Here is a 22,964-nt window from a genome sequence, read left to right on the forward strand (position 1 = left end):
ATTTCTAGTTCTATGAAAAAACATAAGCAAAAAAAGAGCCGTAAATCACTTACGGCTCTAGTTTAGGTAGATTATGTCAACAAAATCAATCGACGAGGATCACCCTTTATAGATTTTCGGGTTAAATACATCACGTAGCCAGTCACCAAGTAGGTTTATCACCAACACTAAAGTGACAAGCAGCACGCCAGGGAAGGCAGTGATCCACCAAGAACCTGAGAAAATATAGTTAAACCCGATACTAATCAGCGCGCCCAACGATGGTTGGTCAACTGGCAAACCTAAGCCAAGGAATGAAAGTGCCGCTTCTGACATGATAGCGTTTGCCACTTGTACCGTAGAGATAACCAAAATTGGCGACAAACAGTTTGGCAGAATGTGACGGAACATGATGCGAGGCGCTTTAAAGCCCATCACGCGAGCCGCTTCCACATACTCTTTCTTCTTCTCGGCTAATACGGATGCACGGATGGTACGCGCGTACTGAGGCCATTCAGCCACACCGATAATCACCACCAGCATTAAAACTGCGTACTCACTATAGAATTCACTGCCAAAACTCGCTTTGAAGATTGCCGACACAATGATCGCCACCATCATGGTCGAGAACGACAACTGAACATCTGCAAAACGCATTAAGTAGCTATCAATACGGCCACCAAAGTAACCCGAAGACAGACCAATGATAATGCCTAAGAACAGCTGTAGAGCTACCGCTAGGAAACCGATCGTGAGTGAAAGACGTGAGCCGTAAAGCATGGTCGATAAAATATCACGCCCTTGTTCATCCGTACCCAGCAGAAAGCGTGTATCACCGCCATCCATCCAAGATGGTGGTAGTTCTGCGTCCATAATGTCGATGGATGACATATCGTATGGGTCTGTCGGTGCAATAAGCGGCGCAGCCACTGAGAGCACCAAGAAAATCATACAGATGGCAAAGCTGAACATTGCCACTTTGTCACGTAAGAAGTAGTACAGAAAATCTGACTGTTTAAAACGCTCCCAGCGTGAAGGAGCTGCTGCAAATTCGCTCATGATTATGCTCCTTTTCCTGTTAAGTCTACGGTTGGGTTAATCAATCCGTATAACAAATCAACCACAGTGTTGGTTACAACGAAGATTAAGCCAACAAAAATAACGTAAGCAGTAATCAAAGGTGTATCTACACGGTTAATCGCTTCAAGGAATAGGAAACCTGTACCCGGCCACTGGAATACTGTCTCAGTCAAAATGGTATATGCCACCATAGTACCAATCTGAACCCCACCGACCGTTAGTACTGGCAACATAGTGTTTTTCAAAGCGTGTTGGAAATAGATTTTCTTCAGCGGTAAACCTTTTGCCGTAGCAAATTTAATGTATTCAGAGCTTAATACTTCCAACATTTCAGAACGAACCAGACGAATAAACAGCGGTAACATAATTGAAGCCAGTGAAACACATGGCAAGATCAGGTGCTTAATGCCATCCCAGGTAAAGTAGCCTGACTCCCAGCCCAATAGATTGTATGTTTCGCCTCGACCATAAGAAGGCAGCCAGCCTAATTCAATTGAGAAGATATACATCAGCATAATCGCTGTTAAGAACACCGGAATTGAAATACCGATGCTACTACCGGCCATCACGACTTTCGTAAACAGACTTTTTGGTTTTATTGCCGTATAAACCCCAATTGGAATAGAGCAAACAATAATGATTAATGACGCGCCAAATACAAGTTCCAAAGTCGCCACTAATTTATCAAGAATGACTTCAATAGCTGGGCGTTTAAAGAAATAAGATGTGCCTAAGTCACCCTGCACTGCAGCAGTAACAAAGCGAGAATATTTGGTAATGAAGGGATCGTTCAGACCAAGTTCATCGCGCAGAGCTTGGCGCTCAGCTTCTGAAACAGATTGGCCGACAAGCTCACGTAGCGGGTCACCCAAGTTATCTTGGATGGCAAACGCCACTAAACTGATCACAAACATCACTATCAGTGCCTGAAACAGGCGCTTGACCAGAAACGTAAACATTCCTTGCCCCTTAACTTTCCATGCAAAATTCGGAATACACACGAGGTGCGAAAATACTCAGCCTAAAAAAACGACACTTTATCCGACTGAAAAAATAAACTGTCTAAGTGCTAAAACACGCCTTCGATGTCAAACACCGAAGGCGTGGTGTTACTTGTTAATGCTTAATCTTACTTCTCGTCAACCACTAGGTCGCCGAAGTAAGGCATTTCCATTGGGTTAACGATGTCTTTCGCGTGTAGAGTAGACTTCGCACCCCAAGCAAGGTTTTGCCAATGTAGTGGTACGAACGCTGCGTCGTTGTACAGAGTCGCTTCAACTTTCTGTAGCATTGCTGCACGTTTCGCTGGATCTGTTTCAGTTGCAGACGCTTCAACTAGCTTGTCCACTTCTGGGTTAGAGTAGTGGCCACAGTTGTACTGACCTTTACCAGTCTCTTCGTTACGAGTCATGGTTAAGAACTCAGAGAAGTTCGCTGAATCCTCAGTATCTGAGTGCCAACCAATCATTAGCATGTCTGCCGAACATAGGTCGAACTCTGGCCAGTACTGAGCTTTAGGCATAGTCTTCAGATCAACTTTAATACCAATCTTAGACAGCATTGCAGAAACTGCTTGAGCTACTTTTGCATCGTTCACATAACGGTTGTTTGGAGCGATCATAGTAAGCGTGAAGCCTTTCTCGTAACCCGCTTCTTTCATCAGCTCTTTTGCTTTTTTCAGGTCAAAGCGTGGAACCAGTTCAGGGTTGTAACCTGCGTAACCTTTAGGGCTTTGTTGACCAGCAGCTGTTGCGAAACCTTTCATGATCTTATCAACAATACCTTTGTTGTTAATCGCATGAACGATAGCTTGACGTACACGAACATCTTTCAACGCTTCGTTGCTAGATTGGTTCATTTGGAATGTGATGATACGAGTACCTGGAAGCGTGATTAGATCAACACCTTTCGCTGATTCAACGCGTTTGTGGTCGTTTGGAGCCACAGGAGCAATCATATCTACATCGCCAGAAAGCAGTGCAGCAACACGAGTTGCGTCTTCTTTAATTGGCACTAGAGTCAGGTGATCAACGTTACCTTTAGACGCTTTGTCCCAGTAATCGCCAAAACGTTCAAACTCAACTTTTACACCTTGCTCACGTGCAGTTACGATGAACGGGCCAGTACCTGATACGTGAGTAGAAGCAAATGAGTTACCGTGCTTAACGATTTCGCCTTTCTCTTTACCGTCTTCAGTCTTACCTGAATAGAACTTGCTATCCATTGGGAAGATGTAAGTTGCTGATTGAAGAACAAGCGGGTATGCACCTTTTGACACTAGGTCAAAAGTGTAATCATCTACTTTAACGATTTTTTCAAACGGTTCGAAAATCGCTTTGAAATCTGGAGAAGCTTGTAGACGGTCGAATGTCCAAACTACGTCGTCAGCCGATAGTTCGTTACCAGAATGGAACTTCACACCCTTGCGCAGGTGGAAACGTACTGTTTTGTCGTCAATACGTTCCCATTTTTCCGCTAGGCGAGGTTCAAATTCCAAATCTTGTGTGTAACGAACTAGTGGATCAAATACCATATGAGACATCTGAAGCGTACCACCTGAAAGTTGCTCATGTGGGTCAAGAGACACTGGGTCTGCGTCGTACGCTACTTTGATGTCTGCTGCGCTAGCTGCAAAGCTTAAACCAGCGGCCATTAAAGCTAATGCTAATTTGCTTTTCATGGTTTTCATTGCATAACTCCTTATGCGGGAATCCAAATCCCTAGTTGTTGTATTTGCTTCTGCTTAAAATGCCAAACAAGAACGTTTGGTAATGGTTACGGCTTTAGGCCGTTTTTACTTCTTCTCTTAATCCTGTGAATTCAGGCATCAAAGAAATCAGTTGTTTACTGTACTCGTGCTGAGGAGAGTTGAAAAGCTGCTCCGTTGGCGCAACTTCCAGTAAGGTCCCCATTTTCATCACACCAACGCGATCGCACATCTGGCGAATCACAGGTAAATCGTGACTGATAAACAGCATTGTTAGGTTCAGTTCGTCTTGAAGATCTTTAAGAAGGTTCAAGATCTGAGCCTGTACAGAAACATCCAGAGCGGATGTCGGTTCATCACAAATCAATAAGCGCGGGCGCGTAGCTAACGCACGAGCGATAGAAATACGTTGGCGTTGACCACCAGAAAACTCATGCGGATATTTCACGCCAGCCATTTTCCCAAGGCCAACATGCTCTAATAAGTCGTTTACGATTTGACGTGTTTCCGCTTCACCACTGGTTAACTTGTGGAAACGGATAGGCTCTGCAACGATATCAAAAATCTTCATACGCGGGTTCATCGACGTATAAGGGTTCTGGAATACCATCTGCATTTGACGACGCATAGGACGGCGTTCTTTTTCAGATTTCAGAGCGGTTAGGTCAATACCTTCAAAGGTCACACGACCATCATTCGGTTGGTAAAGGCCTGCGATAACACGCGCTATAGTTGACTTACCTGAACCCGATTCGCCAACCAAACCAAAGGTTTCTCCTTCAAACACTTCAAAACTTACATCGTTTGAAGCTTGAACATATTCACGGCGGCTTTCGAATAAAGAATCTTTGGTTACAAAACGCAAGTTAACGTTTTCTACCTTCAGCAACGGACCAGTGTACGCTCGGTCGTCCTGACTTCTACCTAACCAGTGATTTTTAATATCAATCGACTTGGTCTCTTCCGCTTGCTCGATATAGGTCACGAGCGGGAAGCGATCGAGCTTCCTGTCAGAACGCGGTACAGCCGAAATCAAACTGCGCGTATATTTGTGATCAGGATTACCAAGCACTTTCGCCGTTGGACCAAATTCAACCAGATCACCACGATACATAACCGCTACGCGATCGGTAACGTTAGATACAACCCCCATATCGTGCGTGACCAACATACAACCTACGTTGTTCTTGATACATAACTCACGAATAAGACTTAGGATTTGATCCTGAATAGAAACATCCAACGCCGTTGTTGGTTCATCTGCGATAATCAGATCAGGTTCACCCGCAAGAGCAATAGCAATAACAACACGTTGACGCATGCCGCCTGAGAACTGATGAGGATACTGTTTAAGACGGTTTTCTGGCTGAGGAATACCCACTTGATTCATTAAAGAAAGAGCGCGTTGATAAGCTTCTTCATCTGAAACCTTCATATTGGCATGAATGGTTTCTGTTAGCTGATGCTCAACGGTAAATAGCGGGTTCAAAGACGTCATTGGGTCTTGGAAAATAAAGCCAATTTTAGAACCACGCACTTTGCGCATTTTCTCAGGTGATAAACCGGAAATTTTTTCACCATCTAGGAAAACTTCACCACCAGCGATCGTGCCTGGAGGGCTAAGCAAATCAATAACAGCATTACCAACGGTAGACTTACCCGCACCAGATTCGCCAACCACACCGACAATTTCACCGCGCTCAATGTTGAACGAAAGTGACTTTACTGCCGCATGCACACCGTGACGCGAAGGATATTCAATACGAAGGTTTTTTACTTCTAAAAGTGACATTTACACCAGACCTCTACTGCTCGGCAGTTTTCTGCCCTGTCTGCGCCTCATACCTCAGTGAAAAATACGAGTAATATGAAGACAAGTGAATCCATTCTTGTCAGTACAAAATTCTGACAATTTACAAGCCCATCAATTTGGCAAATATTTCACAGAAAAGCAACAAAGATAGGATAAAAAGTCGATAAAAAACGAATTTAAAGCACTATTATCGAATTTGTATGCACCATAATTGCACATAACAATGGTTTGACCATTCATCTAGCACGTAAAATATTACCGAGCAACTTAGCCTTAAAAACTGTAAAGACACAAATTAGCCATACAATCTAAAATCAAAGCAGTGAATAATAAATCAATTTTTAGCAGCGATAATCCGTTAACAAAATAGAAACAAAAATAGAAATCATAGAGAAAGATAAAATTAATGACTAAATAAAAATCAAACAGTAGTCATTACGTCGAAACACAGATCACAAACACAGGCGTTTGTTCCAAATAATTTCATTCACATAAATTGCAAATTTAGTCACTTTTAAATTACGACACCCATTTTTGTACAAAATACACGCACTTATACTCTAGATGATTTTTACCCGGCGCAAGAAATGCCCCCTAAGAATTTGAAACGTGTCCCACCGTTTAGTCAAAGAAATTACAAAAACATCATTAAAGCATCCCTTTCATCATTATTTTTCTTCAAGACGCAAAAAGTCCTCATTTCTGATAAGTCTTTATCTTTATATAGTGATTGGTGAAAATCAGGCCCTTAAATATCACACGCCCCTCATTCGTTCGAATCTGTGAATTAGAATGTGAATTTTAAATGTAAGGAAGCCTCAGTCGTTCCAGTGAGGTTTTATCTAGTGCGTGGTGAAGAGCCAGATCTGAACATCAGGCAAACCCCATCCTGTTCGAATCTGTGAATTAGAATAGTAAATTTTAGATGTAAAAAAGCCCCAGTCGTTCCAGTGAGGTTTTATATATTGCGCGGTGAAGAGCCAGATCCTGAACATCAGGCGAACCCCGCTCTGTTCGAATACTGAAACTCTGGATGTAAAAAAGCCCCAGTCTTTCGACTGAGGCTTAATTGTAGTGGTCGGTGAAGAGGGATTCGAACCCCCGACCCTCTGGTCCCAAACCAGATGCGCTACCAAGCTGCGCTATTCACCGACGAATGTTTTATCTTGAATTTCACAAGAAAGGGAACCGAGGTTACCTGAATAATGGGGTGGCCAACGAGGCTTGAACTCGCGACAACCGGAACCACAATCCGGGACTCTACCAACTGAGCTATGGCCACCAAAATTAGTGGTCGGTGAAGAGGGATTCGAACCCCCGACCCTCTGGTCCCAAACCAGATGCGCTACCAAGCTGCGCTATTCACCGACGAATGTTTTATCTCGAATTTCATCAAGAAAGGGAACCGAAGTTACCAGAATAATGGGGTGGCCAACGAGGCTTGAACTCGCGACAACCGGAATCACACTCCGGGACTCTACCAACTGAGCTATGGCCACCAAAATTAGTGGTCGGTGAAGAGGGATTCGAACCCCCGACCCTCTGGTCCCAAACCAGATGCGCTACCAAGCTGCGCTATTCACCGACGAATGTTTTATCTCGAATTTCATCAAGAAAGGGAACCGAAGTTACCAGAATAATGGGGTGGCCAACGAGGCTTGAACTCGCGACAACCGGAATCACAATCCGGGACTCTACCAACTGAGCTATGGCCACCAAAATTAGTGGTCGGTGAAGAGGGATTCGAACCCCCGACCCTCTGGTCCCAAACCAGATGCGCTACCAAGCTGCGCTATTCACCGACGAATGTTTTATCTCGAATTTCATCAAGAATGGGAACCGAAGTTACCAGAATAATGGGGTGGCCAACGAGGCTTGAACTCGCGACAACCGGAATCACAATCCGGGACTCTACCAACTGAGCTATGGCCACCAAAATTAGTGGTCGGTGAAGAGGGATTCGAACCCCCGACCCTCTGGTCCCAAACCAGATGCGCTACCAAGCTGCGCTATTCACCGACGAATGTTTTATCTCGAATGTCATGAAGAAAGGGAACCGAAGTTACCAGAATAATGGGGTGGCCAACGAGGCTTGAACTCGCGACAACCGGAATCACAATCCGGGACTCTACCAACTGAGCTATGGCCACCACTGTTTTTGCCAATTCACTTACAATCCCGTAAGCATCCGGATGGCGCGCCCGAAAGGATTCGAACCTTCGACCTTTGGCTCCGGAGGCCAACGCTCTATCCAGCTGAGCTACGGGCGCATGCCCTATCGGCGGAGTGGAATAATACGTAGTTCACACTATGTCGTCTAGTATTTTTTCAACTTTTTTTGCCGTTTGGTGGCTTTTTCGTCACATCCTTGTAGCTATTACCACAATAAGGATGTGACTAAGACCTTGAAGATCGCAACTTGTTGTTTATTGCAACAACTTATCGGGATATAATCACTCACTGTTTACATTGATTTAACAGCAAAGTTAACTTAACAAACAAACTAAGTTGCTTTAAATCGCCCTACTCTAAATATAAATAGGTAAGCAGCACTTACCTTCGGAATGTAAAGTGAGTTTATAGGATATGTCTCGATCACTCTTAAGCGTATTGTTCGCTGCTCTAACTTTTTCTACTGCAGCACTAGCAACTAGCCAAGCTGATTATGATGCTATTGCTGAACGAATTAAACCCGTTGGTGGTGTTTACCTAGCTGGCAGTGAGCCTGTTTCTGCTGAACCATCGGGCCCTCGTGACGGTGCAAAAGTCTACGGTACTTTCTGTATCGCTTGTCACGCCTCTGGAGTAAGTGGCGCTCCAATTAAAGGCAACGCTGATCAATGGGCACCGCGAATTGCTCAAGGTATCGATGTATTGAAAACCCATGCAATCAACGGTTTCAACATGATGCCACCTAAAGGAACCTGTATGGACTGTTCTGACGATGAAATCGTTGCAGCCATTGAACACATGATTGAAGGTTTGTAATCTCTTTCTCTATATCAAACACTTTCTATGTAAGAAGGGCTTGGTGAATACCAAGCCCTTCTTCTTTTCTTCCTTCGTCGCGCAATTTACTTTTTAAACATGGCTCGTAAATTAGCAATATGTGCTTGTCCTTTTGCCATGCGCTCTTCTGCTGATTGCGGCTTTTTCTTGCTTTCCCATTCCACATCATCAAACGGCAGTTCGTCCAAGAAGCGACTTTGCGTCGGCTTTATCAGTTCTCCGAACTGGCGGCGTTCTTTACACATAATAAAAGTCAGCTCTCGCTGCGCACGAGTAATACCTACGTACATTAAGCGACGCTCTTCTTCTACATTGTCTTCATCAATGCTGGTTTGATGCGGCAGAATACCTTCTTCCGAACCAAGCAGGTACACATACGGAAATTCAAGACCTTTAGACGCATGTAAAGTCATCAGTTGCACCGCGTCACTATCATCGCTGTCTTCCCCACGTTCCATCATGTCACGTAGAGTTAATCGCTGTACCACCTCTTTCAGTGTTTTCTCTTCTTTATCTGGATTGTCCCCTTCTAAGTCGGCGACTATCCAAGAGTAAAGATCAGAGACGTTCTTCATGCGCATCTCTGCCGCTTTAGGGCTTGATGAGGTTTCATACAACCAATCTTCGTAGTTGATATCACGAACCAGTGAACGTACCGCCTCTACCGTATTACCTCGTTCCGCATTATCAGCGATCGCGACCAACCACTGAGTAAAACGCTGTAAGTTCTCAAGACCTCTTCCCGATAAATGCTGTTCTAGACCCAGTTCAAAACTAGCTGCAAACAAACTTTTGCCTCGCATATTGGCATAGCTGCCCAGTTTTTCGAGTGTTACTGGACCAATTTCTCGGCGAGGTGTGTTAACGATACGTAAGAATGCGTTGTCATCATCTGGATTCACCAACACTCGTAGATAAGCCATGATGTCTTTGATTTCAGCACGAGCGAAAAACGATGTTCCACCGGAGATTTTGTAGGGAACCCGGTTTTGCGTCAGATACTTTTCTATCAATCGTGACTGGTGATTACCGCGATACAGAATGGAATAGTCCCTGTACTCGGTTCTATTTAGGAACTTATGAGCAATGATTTCAGCCGTTACACGTTCAGCTTCATGCTCATCGTTTTTCGCCAAAATGACTTTGAGCTTTTCCCCATCGGGGATCTCAGAGAACAGCGATTTCTCATAGACGTGCGGGTTATTCGCGATCAGGATGTTGGCAGCACGAAGAATCCGGCTGGTTGAACGGTAGTTTTGCTCCAACTTGATCAGTTTCAAGTTGGGAAAATCTTGGCCAAGCAAAACCAAGTTCTGTGGTTTCGCTCCGCGCCATGAATAGATGGACTGATCATCATCACCAACGACGGTAAGGCGGGCGCGCTCACCCACTAACAGTTTCACCAGCTCATACTGACTTGAGTTGGTATCTTGGTATTCATCAACCAACAAATAGCGAATACGATTTTGCCAGCGTTGACGTACTTCTTCATTACCACGCAAAAGCATTACAGGCATAAGAATCAAATCATCAAAATCCAAAGCGTTATAAGCACGCATCTGGGTCTGATACATCTCAAAACAGAAAGCAAACAGCTGCATCTGTTCACCTTGAGCAATTGCTTTGGCATGATCTGGCGTAATCATGTCATTTTTCCAATTGGAAATGGTACTCATCAACTGGCGCAACAAGTCTTTGTCGCCATCTAACTGCTTTTCCGTTAACTCTTTAAGCAACGCCAACTGATCTTGGTCGTCAAATAGAGAGAAGCCTGCTTTCAAACCTAGGTGCTTGAACTCACGACGAATGATATTCAACCCTAATGTATGGAAGGTCGAAACCATCAAACCCCGAGACTCTTGGCGTCCCAATGTCTGTCCTACACGCTCTTTCATTTCGCGTGCGGCCTTATTAGTAAAGGTTACCGCTGCAATATTGCGCGCTTTATAGCCACATTGTTGGACTAAGTAGGCTATTTTATTAGTGATTACACGAGTTTTACCTGAACCTGCGCCCGCTAAAACCAAGCAAGGGCCAGATACATACTTTACGGCTTCGTCTTGTCGTGGGTTCAGCTTCATAGTGTTCTCAAGTCAAATAAATTAAGGCCGCTTATGATAATCCGCATAAGCGATGAATTCCAACTAAGTTAAAAGTGTAACTATTTGTCATTTTATTGCACAGCTGTATTGCAAACAAAGTGCATCGTTGCGCATAATACCGCCAACTTATAATTTTATACTTTCCCGAGGAAGAATATCTCCCCCCGGGTTTACTCGTTAGCATACGTGTTTAATAGTTTGATTCGAAAATAATTAACGAACAAGCCAACACGAACTTGGAGCTCTGAACCGAATGAAAAAGTGGACCTTTTTTATGTTACTGATCGCTGTACTGCTTTTTGGCAGCGTGATTGGTTTCAATTTATTCAAGCAACAGAAAATCGCCGAATATATGGCAAATCGTCCTGAACCAGAGTTTCCTGTTACTGTCACTGAAGTAACAGCCAATGACTGGACACCAGTGATCGAGGCTATCGGTTTTATTGAACCTAACCAAGGTGTGACGTTAACCACTGAAACAAGCGGTGTTATTGACAAGATCATGTTTGAATCAGGTACTCAAGTCTCAGCAGAACAATCTTTGGTATTGTTGGATTCAAAAGTAGAAATTGCGAACCTGAAAAGTACTCAGGCTCGTCTCCCTGCCGCTGAAGCAAAATACAAACGTTATAAAGGCTTGTATACCAAAGGCTCGATTTCAAAAGAGTCTTACGATGATGCCGAAGCGAACTATTTGTCTTTGTCTGCAGACATCGAGAGCCTGAAAGCAGCAATTGAACGCCGTGAAATCAAAGCACCGTTTGCAGGTGTGGTCGGTATTCGTAACGTTTACTTAGGCCAATACCTTCAACCTGGAACAGACATTGTTCGTCTGGAAGACACCAGCATAATGCGCCTGCGTTTTACGGTTTCACAAACTGATATTTCACGTATCTCTCTGGGTCAAGAGGTCAACATTTTCGTTGATTCTTACCCAGAAACGGCTTTTACCGGTTCAATTACAGCAATTGAGCCTGCGGTCAGCGTGCAAAGTGGCTTAATTCAAGTGCAAGCTGATATCCCAAATAACGATGGCCTACTTCGTAGTGGTATGTTTGCTCGCGCTAACATCATCCTACCTAAATTGGCGGACCAAGTGATTGTGCCTCAAACGGCGATTACCTTTACCCTGTATGGCGATAATGTATTTGTCATGAAAAACGTCGATGGTGTCGACCGCGTCGAACAACGCGTAGTCAAAGTCGGTGAACGTAAAGGCGCGAATGCTCATGTCCTCAGTGGTTTAGAAATTGGGGATAAGGTGATCACCTCTGGGCAAGTTCGTCTAAGTAACAATTCAAAAGTTCGTGTAGTAGAAAGCAATGCAACTACTCCACCAGCTCAAACACCGATGCTGTAATTGGAGGACTCATGCGCTTTACTGATGTTTTTATAAAACGTCCAGTTCTCGCGATATCCATCAGCTTTTTGATTGCACTGCTTGGTTTGCAAGCAATGTTCAAAATGCAGGTGAGTGAATATCCAGAAATGACGAACACAGTAGTGACGGTTTCAACCAGTTACTACGGTGCCAGTGCTGACTTAATTCAAGGTTTTATTACTCAGCCTTTAGAGCAAGCTATCGCACAGGCCGACAACATTGACTATATGACTTCTTCATCCGTATTAGGTAAGTCGAATATTACGGTGATGATGAAACTCAATACTGACCCAAATGCTGCTTTATCGGATATTTTGGCGAAAACAAACTCTGTACGTTCGCAATTGCCGAAGGAAGCGGAAGATCCGTCGGTAACCATGTCTACAGGTTCAACAACAGCTGTTTTGTATATCGGTTTTACCAGTGACGAGTTAGCATCTAGCCAGATCACTGACTATCTGGAACGTGTAATCAACCCGCAGCTATTTACTGTAAACGGTGTATCTAAAGTCGATCTCTATGGTGGTATGAAATACGCGCTCAGAGTTTGGCTTGATCCGGCAAAAATGGCAGCTCTTAACCTTACGGCTACTGATGTGATGGGCGTATTGAATGCCAATAACTACCAATCAGCCACAGGTCAAGCAACTGGTGAATTCGTTCTTTACAACGGTAGTGTTGATACGCAAGTATCAAATGTGGATGAACTGAAAAACCTTGTGGTTAAAACAGGGGAAGGTTCAGTCATCCGCTTGAGTGATGTGGCTAAAGTATCTTTGGAAAAGAGTCATGATGTTTATCGTGCAAGTGCTAATGGACGAGAAGCCGTCGTTGCTGCAATTAACGCAGCGCCAAGTGCAAACCCAATTAATATTGCTGCCGACGTACTCGAACTGTTGCCCCAGCTAAAAAGTAACTTACCTAGCAACATTGAAATGAACGTGATGTATGACTCTACCATCGCAATTAACGAGTCGATTCAAGAGGTGATTAAAACCATCTTAGAAGCGGCATTAATTGTACTGGTCGTCATTACATTATTCCTTGGCTCATTCCGTGCAGTACTGATCCCTATTGTGACGATCCCGCTGTCACTGATCGGTGTTGCGATGGTAATGCAGTCTATGGGCTTCTCATGGAACCTGATGACTTTGCTGGCCATGGTACTGGCCATCGGTCTGGTGGTGGATGATGCGATTGTTGTATTGGAAAACGTTGACCGCCACATCAAGCTAGGTGAAACACCATTCCGCGCCGCTATTATCGGTACGCGAGAAATCGCCATTCCGGTTATTGCAATGACTTTAACGCTAGGTGCGGTATACGCTCCAATTGCCATGATGGGTGGTATCACGGGCTCTCTGTTTAAAGAATTTGCTTTGACGCTTGCCGGTGCAGTATTTGTTTCCGGTGTGGTCGCTTTGACACTATCACCAATGATGTGTTCAAAAATGCTGCAAGTAAACGAAGAGCCAAGCAAGTTTGAGAAAAAAGTTCACCATATCCTAGACGGAATGACAGAGCGATACGCTCGAATGCTGGACGCTGTGATGCAACGTCGTCCCGTCATTATTGCATTTGCTTTCATCGTATTTGCAAGCTTACCAATGCTGTTTAAGTTTATCCCAAGTGAACTTGCGCCATCTGAAGATAAAGGTGTTGTGGTTCTGATGGGTACCGGACCTTCAAATGCGAACTTAGATTATCTGCAAAATACAATGAATGACGTGAATAAGATTCTGTCAGAGCAGAAAGAAGTTCAGTTTGCACAGGTATTTACAGGGGTTCCAAATTCAAACCAAGCGTTTGGTATCGCCTCTATGGTGCCGTGGAGTGAACGAGAAGCAAGCCAAGCGGAAGTAACCAACCGTGTTGGTACATTGATTAAGAACATTCCAGGTATGGCAGTTACGGCTTTCCAAATGCCAGAGCTACCAGGCGCAGGTTCTGGCCTGCCAATTCAGTTTGTCTTAACTACGCCAAACAGTTTCGAAAGTTTGTTTACCATCGCAACTGAAATATTGACTGAAGTGAAATCAAGTCCGCTGTTTGTTTATTCTGATTTAGATCTGAACTACGACTCAGCCACGATGAAGATTAACATTGATAAAGACAAAGCCGGTGCTTATGGCGTGACTATGCAGGATATTGGTATCACTTTAGGTACCATGATGGCAGATGGTTACGTCAACAGAATTGACTTAGATGGACGCTCTTATGAAGTGATCCCGCAAGTTGAACGCAAGTATCGTCTAAACCCAGAATCGATGAAGAACTATTTTGTTCGCGCAGTCGATGGTAGAGCGGTACCGCTAGGTAGTTTAATCAGTATTGATGTGGTTGCAGAACCGCGTTCACTGCCACACTTCAACCAGTTAAATTCTGCAACTATTGGCGCAGTACCATCACCAGGTGCCGCAATGGGTGATGCAATCAACTGGTTTGAAAATGTTGCACAAACGAAGCTTCCTAGCGGATATAACCATGACTACATGGGCGAGGCTCGTCAGTACGTCACTGAGGGTAATGCGCTTTACGCCACATTTGGTTTAGCTCTGGCAATCATCTTCTTGGTTCTCGCTATTCAGTTTGAATCATTGAAAGATCCGCTGGTCATTATGGTGTCTGTACCTTTGGCGATCTGTGGTGCATTGATAACGCTAGCTTGGGGAGCGTCAACCATGAACATCTACTCTCAGGTAGGTTTGATCACTCTGGTTGGCCTCATCACCAAACACGGTATTCTGATCTGTGAAGTGGCGAAAGAAGAGCAGCTTCATAATAAGAAATCTCGTATTGAAGCGGTCACTGAAGCGGCGAAAGTTCGTCTACGCCCAATTCTGATGACAACTGCAGCAATGATTGCTGGCTTAATCCCATTGATGTACGCAACAGGCGCAGGTGCAGCTCAACGCTTCAGTATCGGTATTGTTATCGTTGCTGGTCTTTCTATTGGTACGCTATTCACACTGTTCGTATTGCCTGTGATCTACAGCTACCTCGCAGAAAAACACAAACCACTCCCCGTGTTTGTTGAAGCAAAAGAACTCGAAGCTCTGGCGCGTTTTGACAAAGAGCAACAAGCGAATCATGAGTAACTTCATGTTCTCATAATCACAAAAGGTCACATCTGTGGCCTTTTTTATTGCAGCAATTAACGACTTTCTGGCGTGAATTGAATAGAATGTTCGCCAGAAAGATAGGAGAGATACCCAATGTTTGACCCAAAGAAACTCGAGCAAATTGCTAAGCAAATTCACGAATCAATGCCTCAACCGGTCAAAGAGCTGGGTGCGGATGTGGAACAGAAAGTTCGCCAAGTGATTCAAGGCCAGCTTAACAAGCTGGATGTCGTAAGCCGTGAAGAGTTTGATGTACAAACTCAAGTTCTGCTTCGTACTCGTCAGAAGCTGACTGAAATGGAACAAAAATTAGCAGAGCTGGAAAGCAAACTGGCTGATAAATAGTTCCATTCATCGATAATTTCAATGTTCGATAATTAGATGATTCGATAAATAGTAAAAGGGCTGAATCTCACGACTCAGCCCTTTTTATGTATGTTGTGTTTGCACGGTATTCAATGCCAGCAATAGAGTTATTTATAGTTTTGCTGGCATTCAGTGAATATTAGTCACCTACTGCGATACGCTTCATGTCTTTCATGTAGCCACGTAGCTCTTCACCGATGTATTCCACTGGGTGGTTACGGATGATGCTGTTCACTTCGATAAGTGTCGCGTTATCTACTTGGTTAGACGTTTCGCCTAAGCCTTTACCGATTACGTCAGTACCTACGTTTGGCATGAACTTCTCACGAAGTAGAGGCGTTGCAACGTTAGCGAATAGGTAGTTACCGTATTCCGCAGTATCAGAGATAACCACGTTCATTTCATACAGACGCTTACGAGCAACAGTGTTTGCAATCAATGGAAGCTCATGTAGTGATTCGTAGTAAGCAGACTCATCGATAATGCCTGATGCAGTCATTGCTTCGAACGCTAGTTCAACCCCAGCACGAACCATTGCAATCATTAGAATGCCGTTATCAAAGAACTCTTGCTCGCTGATTTTAACGTCTGAATCTGGGTAGTTTTCGAATGCTGTTTCAGCAGTCTCTGCACGCCAACCTAGAAGGTTCGCATCGTCATTTGCCCAGTCAGCCATCATAGTGCTAGAGAAGTGACCAGAGATGATGTCATCCATGTGCTTGTTGTACAGTGGACGCATTAGCTCTTTTAGTTCTTCAGAAAGCTCGAATGCTTTGATTTTTGCTGGGTTAGACAGACGGTCCATCATGTGAGTGATGCCACCGAATTTCAATGCTTCAGTAATGGTTTCCCAACCGTATTGAAGTAGGCGACCAGCGTAACCTGCGTCGATACCTTCAGCAACCATTTTTTCGTAACAAACGATAGAACCCGCTTGCAACATACCACATAGAATAGTTTGCTCACCCATTAGGTCAGATTTCACTTCAGCTACGAATGAAGACTCTAGACAGCCAGCACGGTGACCACCTGTTGCCGCAGCCCAAGCTTTAGCGATATCCCAACCTTCACCTTTAGGGTCGTTTTCTGGGTGAACCGCGATCAGTGTAGGAACACCAAAGCCACGTTTGTATTCTTCACGAACTTCAGTACCAGGACACTTAGGTGCAACCATCACAACAGTGATGTCTTTACGAATTTGCATGCCTTCTTCAACAATGTTGAAGCCATGTGAGTAACCTAGTGCAGCGCCTTCTTTCATTAGAGGCATTACTGTTTCAACAACGTTTGTGTGTTGTTTATCTGGAGTTAGGTTTACCACTAGGTCTGCTTGAGGAATGAGATCTTCGTAGCTACCTACGTTGAAACCGTTGTCTTTCGCATTTTTGTAAGACTGACGTTTTTCATCAATTGCAGCTTGGCGAAGCGCATAAGAAACGTCTAGACCTGAATCACGCATGTTCAGACCTTGGTTAAGACCTTGAGCACCACAACCTACGATAACCACTTTTTTACCTTTCAGGTAATCAGCTTCTGTCGCGAACTCTTCACGATCCATGAAACGACAGCGACCTAATTGGTCCAATTGTTCACGTAGATTTAGGGTATTGAAATAGTTAGCCATTCTGGTGCTCCTGTTATTATCTTTCCGTAAGGTCGGTGGCTCTGCACCGAATGAGTTCATACTAAAGCAGACATTTAATTGCTGAAAGTGATATATTCACAATTAGTTATTGCAATAAATGCAACATGGAATAAAGGGCTGTTGACCTCATATGAATATCAAAACCATCAAATTGTTTCTCGATATCTGCGACAGCAAGAATTTCAGCAAATCCGCCACGTCTATGCATGTCAGCCCTTCCGCATTAAGCCGTCAAATACAAAAGCTGGAAGAAGAGATTGGGCACCCGCTGTTTATCCGAGATAACCGCAGCGTGGAGTTGACGCCGGCAGGGGAAAAATTATTGCCCGTAGCGATAAAAATGGTTCACGACTGGACGCAATTTCATTCCCAAATAAACGCACAAGATCATGAGCTCAAAGGTGAAATTCGCCTCTTCTGCTCAGTAACAGCAAGCTACAGTCACCTTCCACAGCTACTCAGCGCGTTCCGGCTCAAACATCCCTTCATCGAATTTAAGCTGCTGACTGGCGATCCTGCTCAGGCAATAGATAAGATTTTAAATGATGAAGCGGATATCGCGATTTCCGCCATGCCTGAGAGCTTACCGTCTAAAGTTGAGTTCACCACCATCAGTGAAATCCCCCTTTCCGTGATTGCGCCAATAGGAATTAGCAGTTGGGTTGAAGAGCTGCATAAAGAGAAACCTGACTGGAATCAGATTCCTTTTATTGTGCCAGAATCAGGAACCGCACGAGATCGCGCCAATACTTGGTTCAAGAAAATGAAAATCAAACCAAGTATCTATGCACAAATTGCCGGACATGAAGCCATTGTCAGTATGGTGGCTCTCGGTTGTGGGGTGGGAATTGCACCCGATGTTGTGATTAACAACAGCCCTGTGCGAGACAGCATTCAGCGTCTATCTTTTTCTCCCATTAAACCCTTCCAGCTTGGCGTCTGTTGCAGACGCTCACAGCTGGATAATCCATTAGTTAAAGCGCTATGGGAGCTGGCTGAAGGGACGTTTATTTCTCAATAGAGACATTGTCTAAAACGTAGTGCTGGAGATCTTAAAACGGGTAAATTCGAACGCCGAAGTTGACACTATTTGAAATACCGTAAGTTGATGTTGATTCAGTACTGCTATCAATTTCAAAGCTTTGGTCGGTTAACGAAACCGAAGCGGTCAACTCTACATAAGAGTTCACTCGGTAATCCACACCGAAGCTGCCAGTTACACCGAAGACATTAATATCTGTATTTCCAACTTCATCACTCCCCATACCAAGCCCAACACTGAAGTAGGGAACAAATCGCTGCTCATCAAAAGCCCATTTCGTAATGCTGTGTTTGTAGCTGATTGAGGTATAAGAGAGCACATCCTGATGGCTTAACATAAGCCAACTTGCGTCATCGACTTTATAGCCAAGGCTAAACACGCTTGAGATTTCAGTATTAAGTTCGAAATCCCCATCAACATATAAAGGCTCAACCCAACTGTATCCAACCTCAAAGAACAACTTACTGAAATCTTCATCATCATTAAATGCCATCGCTGAAGAGCTCAATGGGATAAGCAATAACGCCAAATACTTGTTCAAAGGAAACCTCAATCTTTAAATGTCATCAAACCTTGCGCGTGTTTATAAATCTCACGGTGCACATTAAGTTAATACGACAAGTTAAGCGTGAACATTTCAGTTTTAAGCTGAGCACATTAACTATCTTTAATCTTTCCAAAAGGTCTTCTCAATAAAGCTTTACATACAATCTGCACAACAACGTATTTATATAGCTGCAAAGTTTAACGATTTATCCCCCCTAAATCGTATTGGCTCGCATTAGTCACGCGAGCCAACTTTTTTCATACTCCCTTCTTACCTTTCGTTAGTACAGTTGCGCTCAAAAAGGAAATTCTATGAAGATACTTATCATTGAAGATGACAGCACAACGCGAGAGTTCATCAGTAAAGGACTCACCGAACACGGCTATGTTGTTGACCAAGCTGAAGATGGTAAAAAAGGGCTGATGATGGCGCTAAGTTCTGAATACCAGCTGATCATCCTAGACAGAATGCTACCTTACCTTGACGGAATGAAGGTGCTGGCCGCGATTAAAGCCGCAGAAGAGCAGCTTCCAGTACTGATATTAAGTGCGATGGATAGCGTCAATGACCGCGTCGATGGTTTGCAAGCGGGCAGCGACGACTACTTGATTAAACCATTCGCTCTGGCAGAACTTATTGCAAGAGTCGACATCATTATCAACCGCACTCATAGGCCCCAAACAACTCAACACGTTCTTAATTACCACTGTTTACAAGTCGATCTCAAAGCACACAAAGTGACCTGTAATCAGCAAGAAATCATTCTTCAGCCAAAAGAGTTTCAACTTATTCAGTACTTTGTTGAACACAGTGAGCAGGTGGTATCGCGCATGCGTCTGTTTGAAAACATCTGGAGCTACCATTTTGATCCACGGACTAATGTGATTGATGTGCATGTTGCAAACCTGCGTCGCAAGCTAGAAGATGCCGGATGTTCCGATCTGTTGCATACAGTAAGAGGTGTGGGCTATGTCCTTCGTCGATGACTATGCGCTAACCCGTTCATCGGTCTTTAAGACATTAATAAGTTTGTTTTTGCTTGTAACTCTTACCAACATCATAGTGATTCACCAAGTCTATAGAGATTCGGACAATTTCCACCGCCAACAACTCGCCAGACAACTCAATGAAGAAGTTTTGGAATTCAATTTTGCAGCCCAGCAGAGCACAGAAGATGTAAGACAGCTGCTAGAAACCAAGCGTTCCGCCACAACTCCTTTCTACTATAACCTGATTGAAACCGGCGAAACCGACTTGCCAAACTCTTACTACCCAATCGATTTGCAAAGAAACAGGCATAACATTCTGGTCGGTAAGAATCTCAAGCTGGAGATCGGTGTGAATAAAACCGCAGTTGAAGAATATCGAAAATCCCTCATTCCAATTGTCTTTTCTGGGATCATTCATCCTGTTGCCGTCATGATCATATCTGCACTTTTTTTCACCGTACTTATTCTCAAGCGGTTGGAAAAAGTGAATCACGCTATGAATCGAGTCTTGTGTGGAGAGCATAACGTCAAAATAGCGGTTTCTCGGCAGGATGATGAGTTTGATATTTTAGCCATTCATCTCAACTTCATGATTGAACAAATGGCCAAGAACGAGTCTAGCCTCAAATCTCTGACCACAGGTTTAGCTCACGATATGAGAACGCCGATGGCGAGGCTTAAACTGCGTCTCGAAGACATTCTAGATCAAGACAAGCTATCGTCGTCTCAAAGAGTGAGTATTTCCGCTTGCTATGATGAGTTGGAACTCATCCTGTCGCTGTTCAATAGCATGCTTGAAATTGCCAAACTCAATAGCGGTCAAATCAACATCAATAAAGAGTGCGTCGATTTGGGAAAAGTAACCCAAGATGCCATAGAATTCATTGCTCCGATTGCAGAAGAGAAACAACAGCACTTAACCTTTAGGCAAGATACAAACTGTGTGGTTACAGGAGATCGCTCACTACTGTTTAGAGCCGTATTTAACCTGCTAGAAAATGCGGTCAAATACACCCCAAACGGTGGGTATATTGATATCGTTTCTGATTGTTATGGTGTTGTCATTGCTGATTCTGGAATCGGTATTTCTGACTACGACAAAATGTATGTTTGCCGCCCTATGTATCGGGCTGATCAAAGTCGTTCTGAAACTGGAAATGGTTTAGGTTTATCTTTGGTAGACGCTGTCGTCAACTTGCATAACGCCCACCTTTTCTTGCGTGATAACAATCCGGGTCTGCGTGCGCGACTCTATTTTGATAACTAATCGATACACAAAAAAGGCTAAGTAACCACTTAGCCTTTGTCTTGGTTGATAGCCCATTAAGCCGAGAAACTAGGAATAACGACATCCGAAAGATCTTGTGTCTCTGGAATAAGCTTCATCGAGTGAGCCACCTCTTCTGCTTCTGTGCCGATAATCACCTGAAGGTTATTCGCACCTATCTTCACAACTCCCATAGCACCAATTGCTTTAAGGGTTCGCTCGTCAACAATAGAAACATCTTTCAATGTCAAACGAAGGCGAGTGATACATGAATCAATCGAAGTAAGATTGCTATGACCACCCAAGGCTTTCAGATACTGAGCTGCTTTCTCATTAGTTGACGCTTCACTTTTTTCAACCGCTTCAACTTCTTCACGACCTGGTGTTTTCAAGTCAAACTTAACAATAGCAAATCGGAATACTGCATAATAAATGAACGCGAAGCAGATACCTTGGACGATAAGCATATAAGGCTTAATTGCTAGTGGTAGGTTGTACGACAGAATGAAGTCAATCAATCCTCCGCTAAATGTGAAACCGGCGAACCACTGCATACTTGCTGCAATATACAAAGAGAGAGCTGCCAGTAGAGCGTGAACAACGTACAGTGCAGGAGCAACAAACATGAACGCAAATTCAATTGGTTCTGTTACACCAGTTAGAATTGCAGTCAATGCTGATGCACCAAGAATACCACCCACTCTTTTCTTGTTTTCTGGTTTTGCACAGTGATACATTGCTAAACAAGCAGCAGGTAGGCCATACCCCATGAATGGGAAGAAGCCTCCTTGGTACATACCAGTAACACCGAGCTCACCAGTACCAGACCAGAACTTAGAAATATCGTTAATACCAACAAGGTCAAAGATGAATACTTGGTTCAGTGCGTGGTGCAGACCGATTGGAATTAATAGTCGGTTGAAGAAACCATAAACGCCTGCACCCGCCGCTCCCATTTCTGAAATGGAGATACCGAAGTTAACCAACGATCCGTAGACAGCTGGCCAGACATAGACCATAACAATACTGATAGCTATCGCCGCTAGCGAAGTGACGATAGGCACAAAGCGCTTACCGCCAAAGAAACCTAACGCCGCTGGCAACTTGATAGTGTGGAAACGGTTATAAAGAGTGGCAGCCACTATCCCCATCATGATTCCGGTAAATGCGCTCACAGCAGCTCCGGATGCAATAACTTCCGAAGTACTCATCTCCGCGACAGGAATTCCGGTGATCTGTGAAATTACTGCGGTATTACCGACAATCATTTCAACAATTAAAAGACCAAGTAAACCCGATAGAGCAGCAGCACCGTTATTGTCTTTCGCCAATCCATAAGCAACACCAACAGCGAATAACCACGCTTGGTTATCCATAATGCCCTTTCCACCATATACCAGTATTGTCGCTAATGGGCTATTCGCGCCCCATCCAGAGGGATCCAAAGCATAACCAAGACCCAGCATTAAGCCGCCAGCAGGCAGCACGGCAATAGGCACCATCAGTGCTTTACCGATTTTTTGTAAGTATCCTAAAATGTTCACGTTTTATCCTCTTGCATTTAATTCTCAAGAGAGGATACGAGCTGGATGATTAAGAGGTGGTTGTGTGCAGATTAAGTTTTATTAATCTTTTTACGATGATTTTAGAAAGGTACAGATAGCAAAAAGCCCGCTATTTCTAGCGGGCTTTTGCAATGTGGCGGAGAGATAGGGATTTGAACCCTAGGTACGCTATTAACGTACGCCGGTTTTCAAGACCGGTGCTTTCAACCACTCAGCCATCTCTCCACAATTTTTTACTAAAAATAAGTCTTACTCGAACGATGCTACATTTTTAGTTTTGGCTTTCATCGATTAAAAAGATGATTACCCAATTTAAAGCCTGGCGATGTCCTACTCTCACATGGGGAGAC

The 22,964-nt window shown here is 44.0% G+C and carries 15 protein-coding genes and 12 tRNA genes; 7 read left to right on the forward strand and 20 right to left on the reverse strand.

What is annotated here, in order from left to right:
• Positions 1 to 99 precede the first annotated feature (99 nt).
• The 15 genes from HUO09_RS20350 to HUO09_RS20420 all read right to left on the reverse strand — a co-directional run bounded on the left by HUO09_RS20350 (position 100) and on the right by HUO09_RS20420 (position 7,849).
• On the reverse strand, positions 100 to 1,038 hold the full coding sequence (locus HUO09_RS20350; RefSeq protein ID WP_102964138.1) for an ABC transporter permease: 939 nt from the start codon (positions 1,036 to 1,038) through the stop codon (positions 100 to 102).
• A gap of 2 nt (positions 1,039 to 1,040) precedes the next feature.
• The gene (locus HUO09_RS20355) at positions 1,041 to 2,018 is read right to left on the reverse strand and encodes an ABC transporter permease (RefSeq protein WP_167412571.1); all 978 of its coding nucleotides are present in this window, start codon (positions 2,016 to 2,018) and stop codon (positions 1,041 to 1,043) included.
• 170 nt (positions 2,019 to 2,188) lie between these two features.
• Complete coding sequence (locus tag HUO09_RS20360; protein ID WP_188235161.1) at positions 2,189 to 3,748, reverse strand: ABC transporter substrate-binding protein; 1,560 nt, start codon at positions 3,746 to 3,748, stop codon at positions 2,189 to 2,191.
• Between the two features lie 94 nt (positions 3,749 to 3,842).
• On the reverse strand, positions 3,843 to 5,558 hold the full coding sequence (locus HUO09_RS20365; protein WP_188235162.1) for an ABC transporter ATP-binding protein: 1,716 nt from the start codon (positions 5,556 to 5,558) through the stop codon (positions 3,843 to 3,845).
• 1,096 nt (positions 5,559 to 6,654) lie between these two features.
• A tRNA-Pro gene (locus HUO09_RS20370) sits at positions 6,655 to 6,731 on the reverse strand.
• A gap of 54 nt (positions 6,732 to 6,785) precedes the next feature.
• Positions 6,786 to 6,861: transfer RNA gene (locus HUO09_RS20375), tRNA-His, on the reverse strand.
• Positions 6,862 to 6,870: 9 nt separating this feature from the next.
• Positions 6,871 to 6,947 (reverse strand) — tRNA-Pro (locus HUO09_RS20380).
• Positions 6,948 to 7,002: 55 nt separating this feature from the next.
• Positions 7,003 to 7,078, reverse strand: a tRNA-His gene (locus HUO09_RS20385).
• 9 nt (positions 7,079 to 7,087) lie between these two features.
• Positions 7,088 to 7,164 (reverse strand) — tRNA-Pro (locus tag HUO09_RS20390).
• Positions 7,165 to 7,219: 55 nt separating this feature from the next.
• Positions 7,220 to 7,295, reverse strand: a tRNA-His gene (locus HUO09_RS20395).
• A 9-nt stretch (positions 7,296 to 7,304) separates the two neighbouring features.
• Positions 7,305 to 7,381: transfer RNA gene (locus tag HUO09_RS20400), tRNA-Pro, on the reverse strand.
• Between the two features lie 55 nt (positions 7,382 to 7,436).
• Positions 7,437 to 7,512: transfer RNA gene (locus HUO09_RS20405), tRNA-His, on the reverse strand.
• A gap of 9 nt (positions 7,513 to 7,521) precedes the next feature.
• Positions 7,522 to 7,598: transfer RNA gene (locus HUO09_RS20410), tRNA-Pro, on the reverse strand.
• Positions 7,599 to 7,653: 55 nt separating this feature from the next.
• Positions 7,654 to 7,729 (reverse strand) — tRNA-His (locus tag HUO09_RS20415).
• A 43-nt stretch (positions 7,730 to 7,772) separates the two neighbouring features.
• Positions 7,773 to 7,849: transfer RNA gene (locus HUO09_RS20420), tRNA-Arg, on the reverse strand.
• Positions 7,850 to 8,165: 316 nt separating this feature from the next.
• On the opposite strand from HUO09_RS20420, the gene HUO09_RS20425 reads away from it, so the two are divergent.
• Positions 8,166 to 8,567 (forward strand): cytochrome c5 family protein, encoded by a 402-nt coding sequence (locus HUO09_RS20425; RefSeq protein WP_167413439.1) that lies wholly within the window; start codon positions 8,166 to 8,168, stop codon positions 8,565 to 8,567.
• An 86-nt stretch (positions 8,568 to 8,653) separates the two neighbouring features.
• Here HUO09_RS20425 and rep read toward each other — a convergent pair whose 3' ends face one another.
• Positions 8,654 to 10,669, reverse strand: a complete 2,016-nt coding sequence (gene rep, locus HUO09_RS20430; RefSeq protein WP_167413438.1) for a DNA helicase Rep — start codon at positions 10,667 to 10,669, stop codon at positions 8,654 to 8,656.
• Between the two features lie 274 nt (positions 10,670 to 10,943).
• Between rep and HUO09_RS20435 the strand changes: the two genes are divergently transcribed.
• From HUO09_RS20435 to HUO09_RS20445, 3 genes are all read left to right on the forward strand, one after another.
• Entirely contained in the window at positions 10,944 to 12,050 is a 1,107-nt protein-coding gene (locus HUO09_RS20435) for an efflux RND transporter periplasmic adaptor subunit (protein WP_167413437.1), read from the forward strand.
• Positions 12,051 to 12,061: 11 nt separating this feature from the next.
• On the forward strand, positions 12,062 to 15,169 hold the full coding sequence (locus tag HUO09_RS20440) for a multidrug efflux RND transporter permease subunit (protein WP_188235163.1): 3,108 nt from the start codon (positions 12,062 to 12,064) through the stop codon (positions 15,167 to 15,169).
• A gap of 117 nt (positions 15,170 to 15,286) precedes the next feature.
• A complete protein-coding gene (locus HUO09_RS20445) occupies positions 15,287 to 15,538 on the forward strand; it encodes an accessory factor UbiK family protein (protein WP_042489818.1) in 252 nt (83 codons plus the stop codon).
• Positions 15,539 to 15,698: 160 nt separating this feature from the next.
• Here HUO09_RS20445 and ilvC read toward each other — a convergent pair whose 3' ends face one another.
• Positions 15,699 to 17,183 (reverse strand): ketol-acid reductoisomerase, encoded by a 1,485-nt coding sequence (gene ilvC, locus HUO09_RS20450; RefSeq protein ID WP_167413435.1) that lies wholly within the window; start codon positions 17,181 to 17,183, stop codon positions 15,699 to 15,701.
• A gap of 151 nt (positions 17,184 to 17,334) precedes the next feature.
• On the opposite strand from ilvC, the gene ilvY reads away from it, so the two are divergent.
• Positions 17,335 to 18,225: an HTH-type transcriptional activator IlvY gene (ilvY, locus tag HUO09_RS20455; RefSeq protein ID WP_188235164.1), complete on the forward strand. Its 891-nt coding sequence runs from the start codon at positions 17,335 to 17,337 to the stop codon at positions 18,223 to 18,225.
• A gap of 31 nt (positions 18,226 to 18,256) precedes the next feature.
• Here ilvY and HUO09_RS20460 read toward each other — a convergent pair whose 3' ends face one another.
• On the reverse strand, positions 18,257 to 18,787 hold the full coding sequence (locus tag HUO09_RS20460; protein WP_188235165.1) for a hypothetical protein: 531 nt from the start codon (positions 18,785 to 18,787) through the stop codon (positions 18,257 to 18,259).
• Between the two features lie 317 nt (positions 18,788 to 19,104).
• On the opposite strand from HUO09_RS20460, the gene HUO09_RS20465 reads away from it, so the two are divergent.
• Both HUO09_RS20465 and HUO09_RS20470 read left to right on the forward strand, forming a co-directional pair.
• Positions 19,105 to 19,779: a response regulator transcription factor gene (locus HUO09_RS20465; RefSeq protein WP_167413432.1), complete on the forward strand. Its 675-nt coding sequence runs from the start codon at positions 19,105 to 19,107 to the stop codon at positions 19,777 to 19,779.
• Complete coding sequence (locus HUO09_RS20470; protein WP_188235166.1) at positions 19,763 to 21,049, forward strand: HAMP domain-containing sensor histidine kinase; 1,287 nt, start codon at positions 19,763 to 19,765, stop codon at positions 21,047 to 21,049. The genes HUO09_RS20465 and HUO09_RS20470 overlap by 17 nt, the downstream gene beginning before the upstream one ends.
• 56 nt (positions 21,050 to 21,105) lie before the next feature.
• Here the strand turns inward: HUO09_RS20470 and nagE are convergent, their stop codons facing one another.
• Both nagE and HUO09_RS20480 read right to left on the reverse strand, forming a co-directional pair.
• Entirely contained in the window at positions 21,106 to 22,593 is a 1,488-nt protein-coding gene (nagE, locus tag HUO09_RS20475) for an N-acetylglucosamine-specific PTS transporter subunit IIBC (RefSeq protein ID WP_188235167.1), read from the reverse strand.
• Between the two features lie 155 nt (positions 22,594 to 22,748).
• Positions 22,749 to 22,839, reverse strand: a tRNA-Ser gene (locus tag HUO09_RS20480).
• Between the last annotated feature and the right edge of the window lie 125 nt (positions 22,840 to 22,964).

Source organism: Vibrio sp. Y2-5 (assembly GCF_014596725.1).
In the GTDB taxonomy this organism is placed as follows: Bacteria; Pseudomonadota; Gammaproteobacteria; order Enterobacterales; family Vibrionaceae; genus Vibrio.

Coding starts and splice junctions, on each gene's coding strand:
- HUO09_RS20425 (WP_167413439.1), top strand. CDS start 8,166: ATGTCTCGATCACTCTTAAGCGTATTGTTCGCTGCTCTAACTTTTTCT.
- HUO09_RS20360 (WP_188235161.1), bottom strand. CDS start 3,748: ATGAAAACCATGAAAAGCAAATTAGCATTAGCTTTAATGGCCGCTGGT.
- HUO09_RS20470 (WP_188235166.1), top strand. CDS start 19,763: ATGTCCTTCGTCGATGACTATGCGCTAACCCGTTCATCGGTCTTTAAG.
- HUO09_RS20435 (WP_167413437.1), top strand. CDS start 10,944: ATGAAAAAGTGGACCTTTTTTATGTTACTGATCGCTGTACTGCTTTTT.
- HUO09_RS20440 (WP_188235163.1), top strand. CDS start 12,062: ATGCGCTTTACTGATGTTTTTATAAAACGTCCAGTTCTCGCGATATCC.
- ilvC (WP_167413435.1), bottom strand. CDS start 17,183: ATGGCTAACTATTTCAATACCCTAAATCTACGTGAACAATTGGACCAA.
- HUO09_RS20365 (WP_188235162.1), bottom strand. CDS start 5,558: ATGTCACTTTTAGAAGTAAAAAACCTTCGTATTGAATATCCTTCGCGT.
- HUO09_RS20355 (WP_167412571.1), bottom strand. CDS start 2,018: ATGTTTACGTTTCTGGTCAAGCGCCTGTTTCAGGCACTGATAGTGATG.
- HUO09_RS20465 (WP_167413432.1), top strand. CDS start 19,105: ATGAAGATACTTATCATTGAAGATGACAGCACAACGCGAGAGTTCATC.
- HUO09_RS20445 (WP_042489818.1), top strand. CDS start 15,287: ATGTTTGACCCAAAGAAACTCGAGCAAATTGCTAAGCAAATTCACGAA.
- rep (WP_167413438.1), bottom strand. CDS start 10,669: ATGAAGCTGAACCCACGACAAGACGAAGCCGTAAAGTATGTATCTGGC.
- ilvY (WP_188235164.1), top strand. CDS start 17,335: ATGAATATCAAAACCATCAAATTGTTTCTCGATATCTGCGACAGCAAG.
- HUO09_RS20350 (WP_102964138.1), bottom strand. CDS start 1,038: ATGAGCGAATTTGCAGCAGCTCCTTCACGCTGGGAGCGTTTTAAACAG.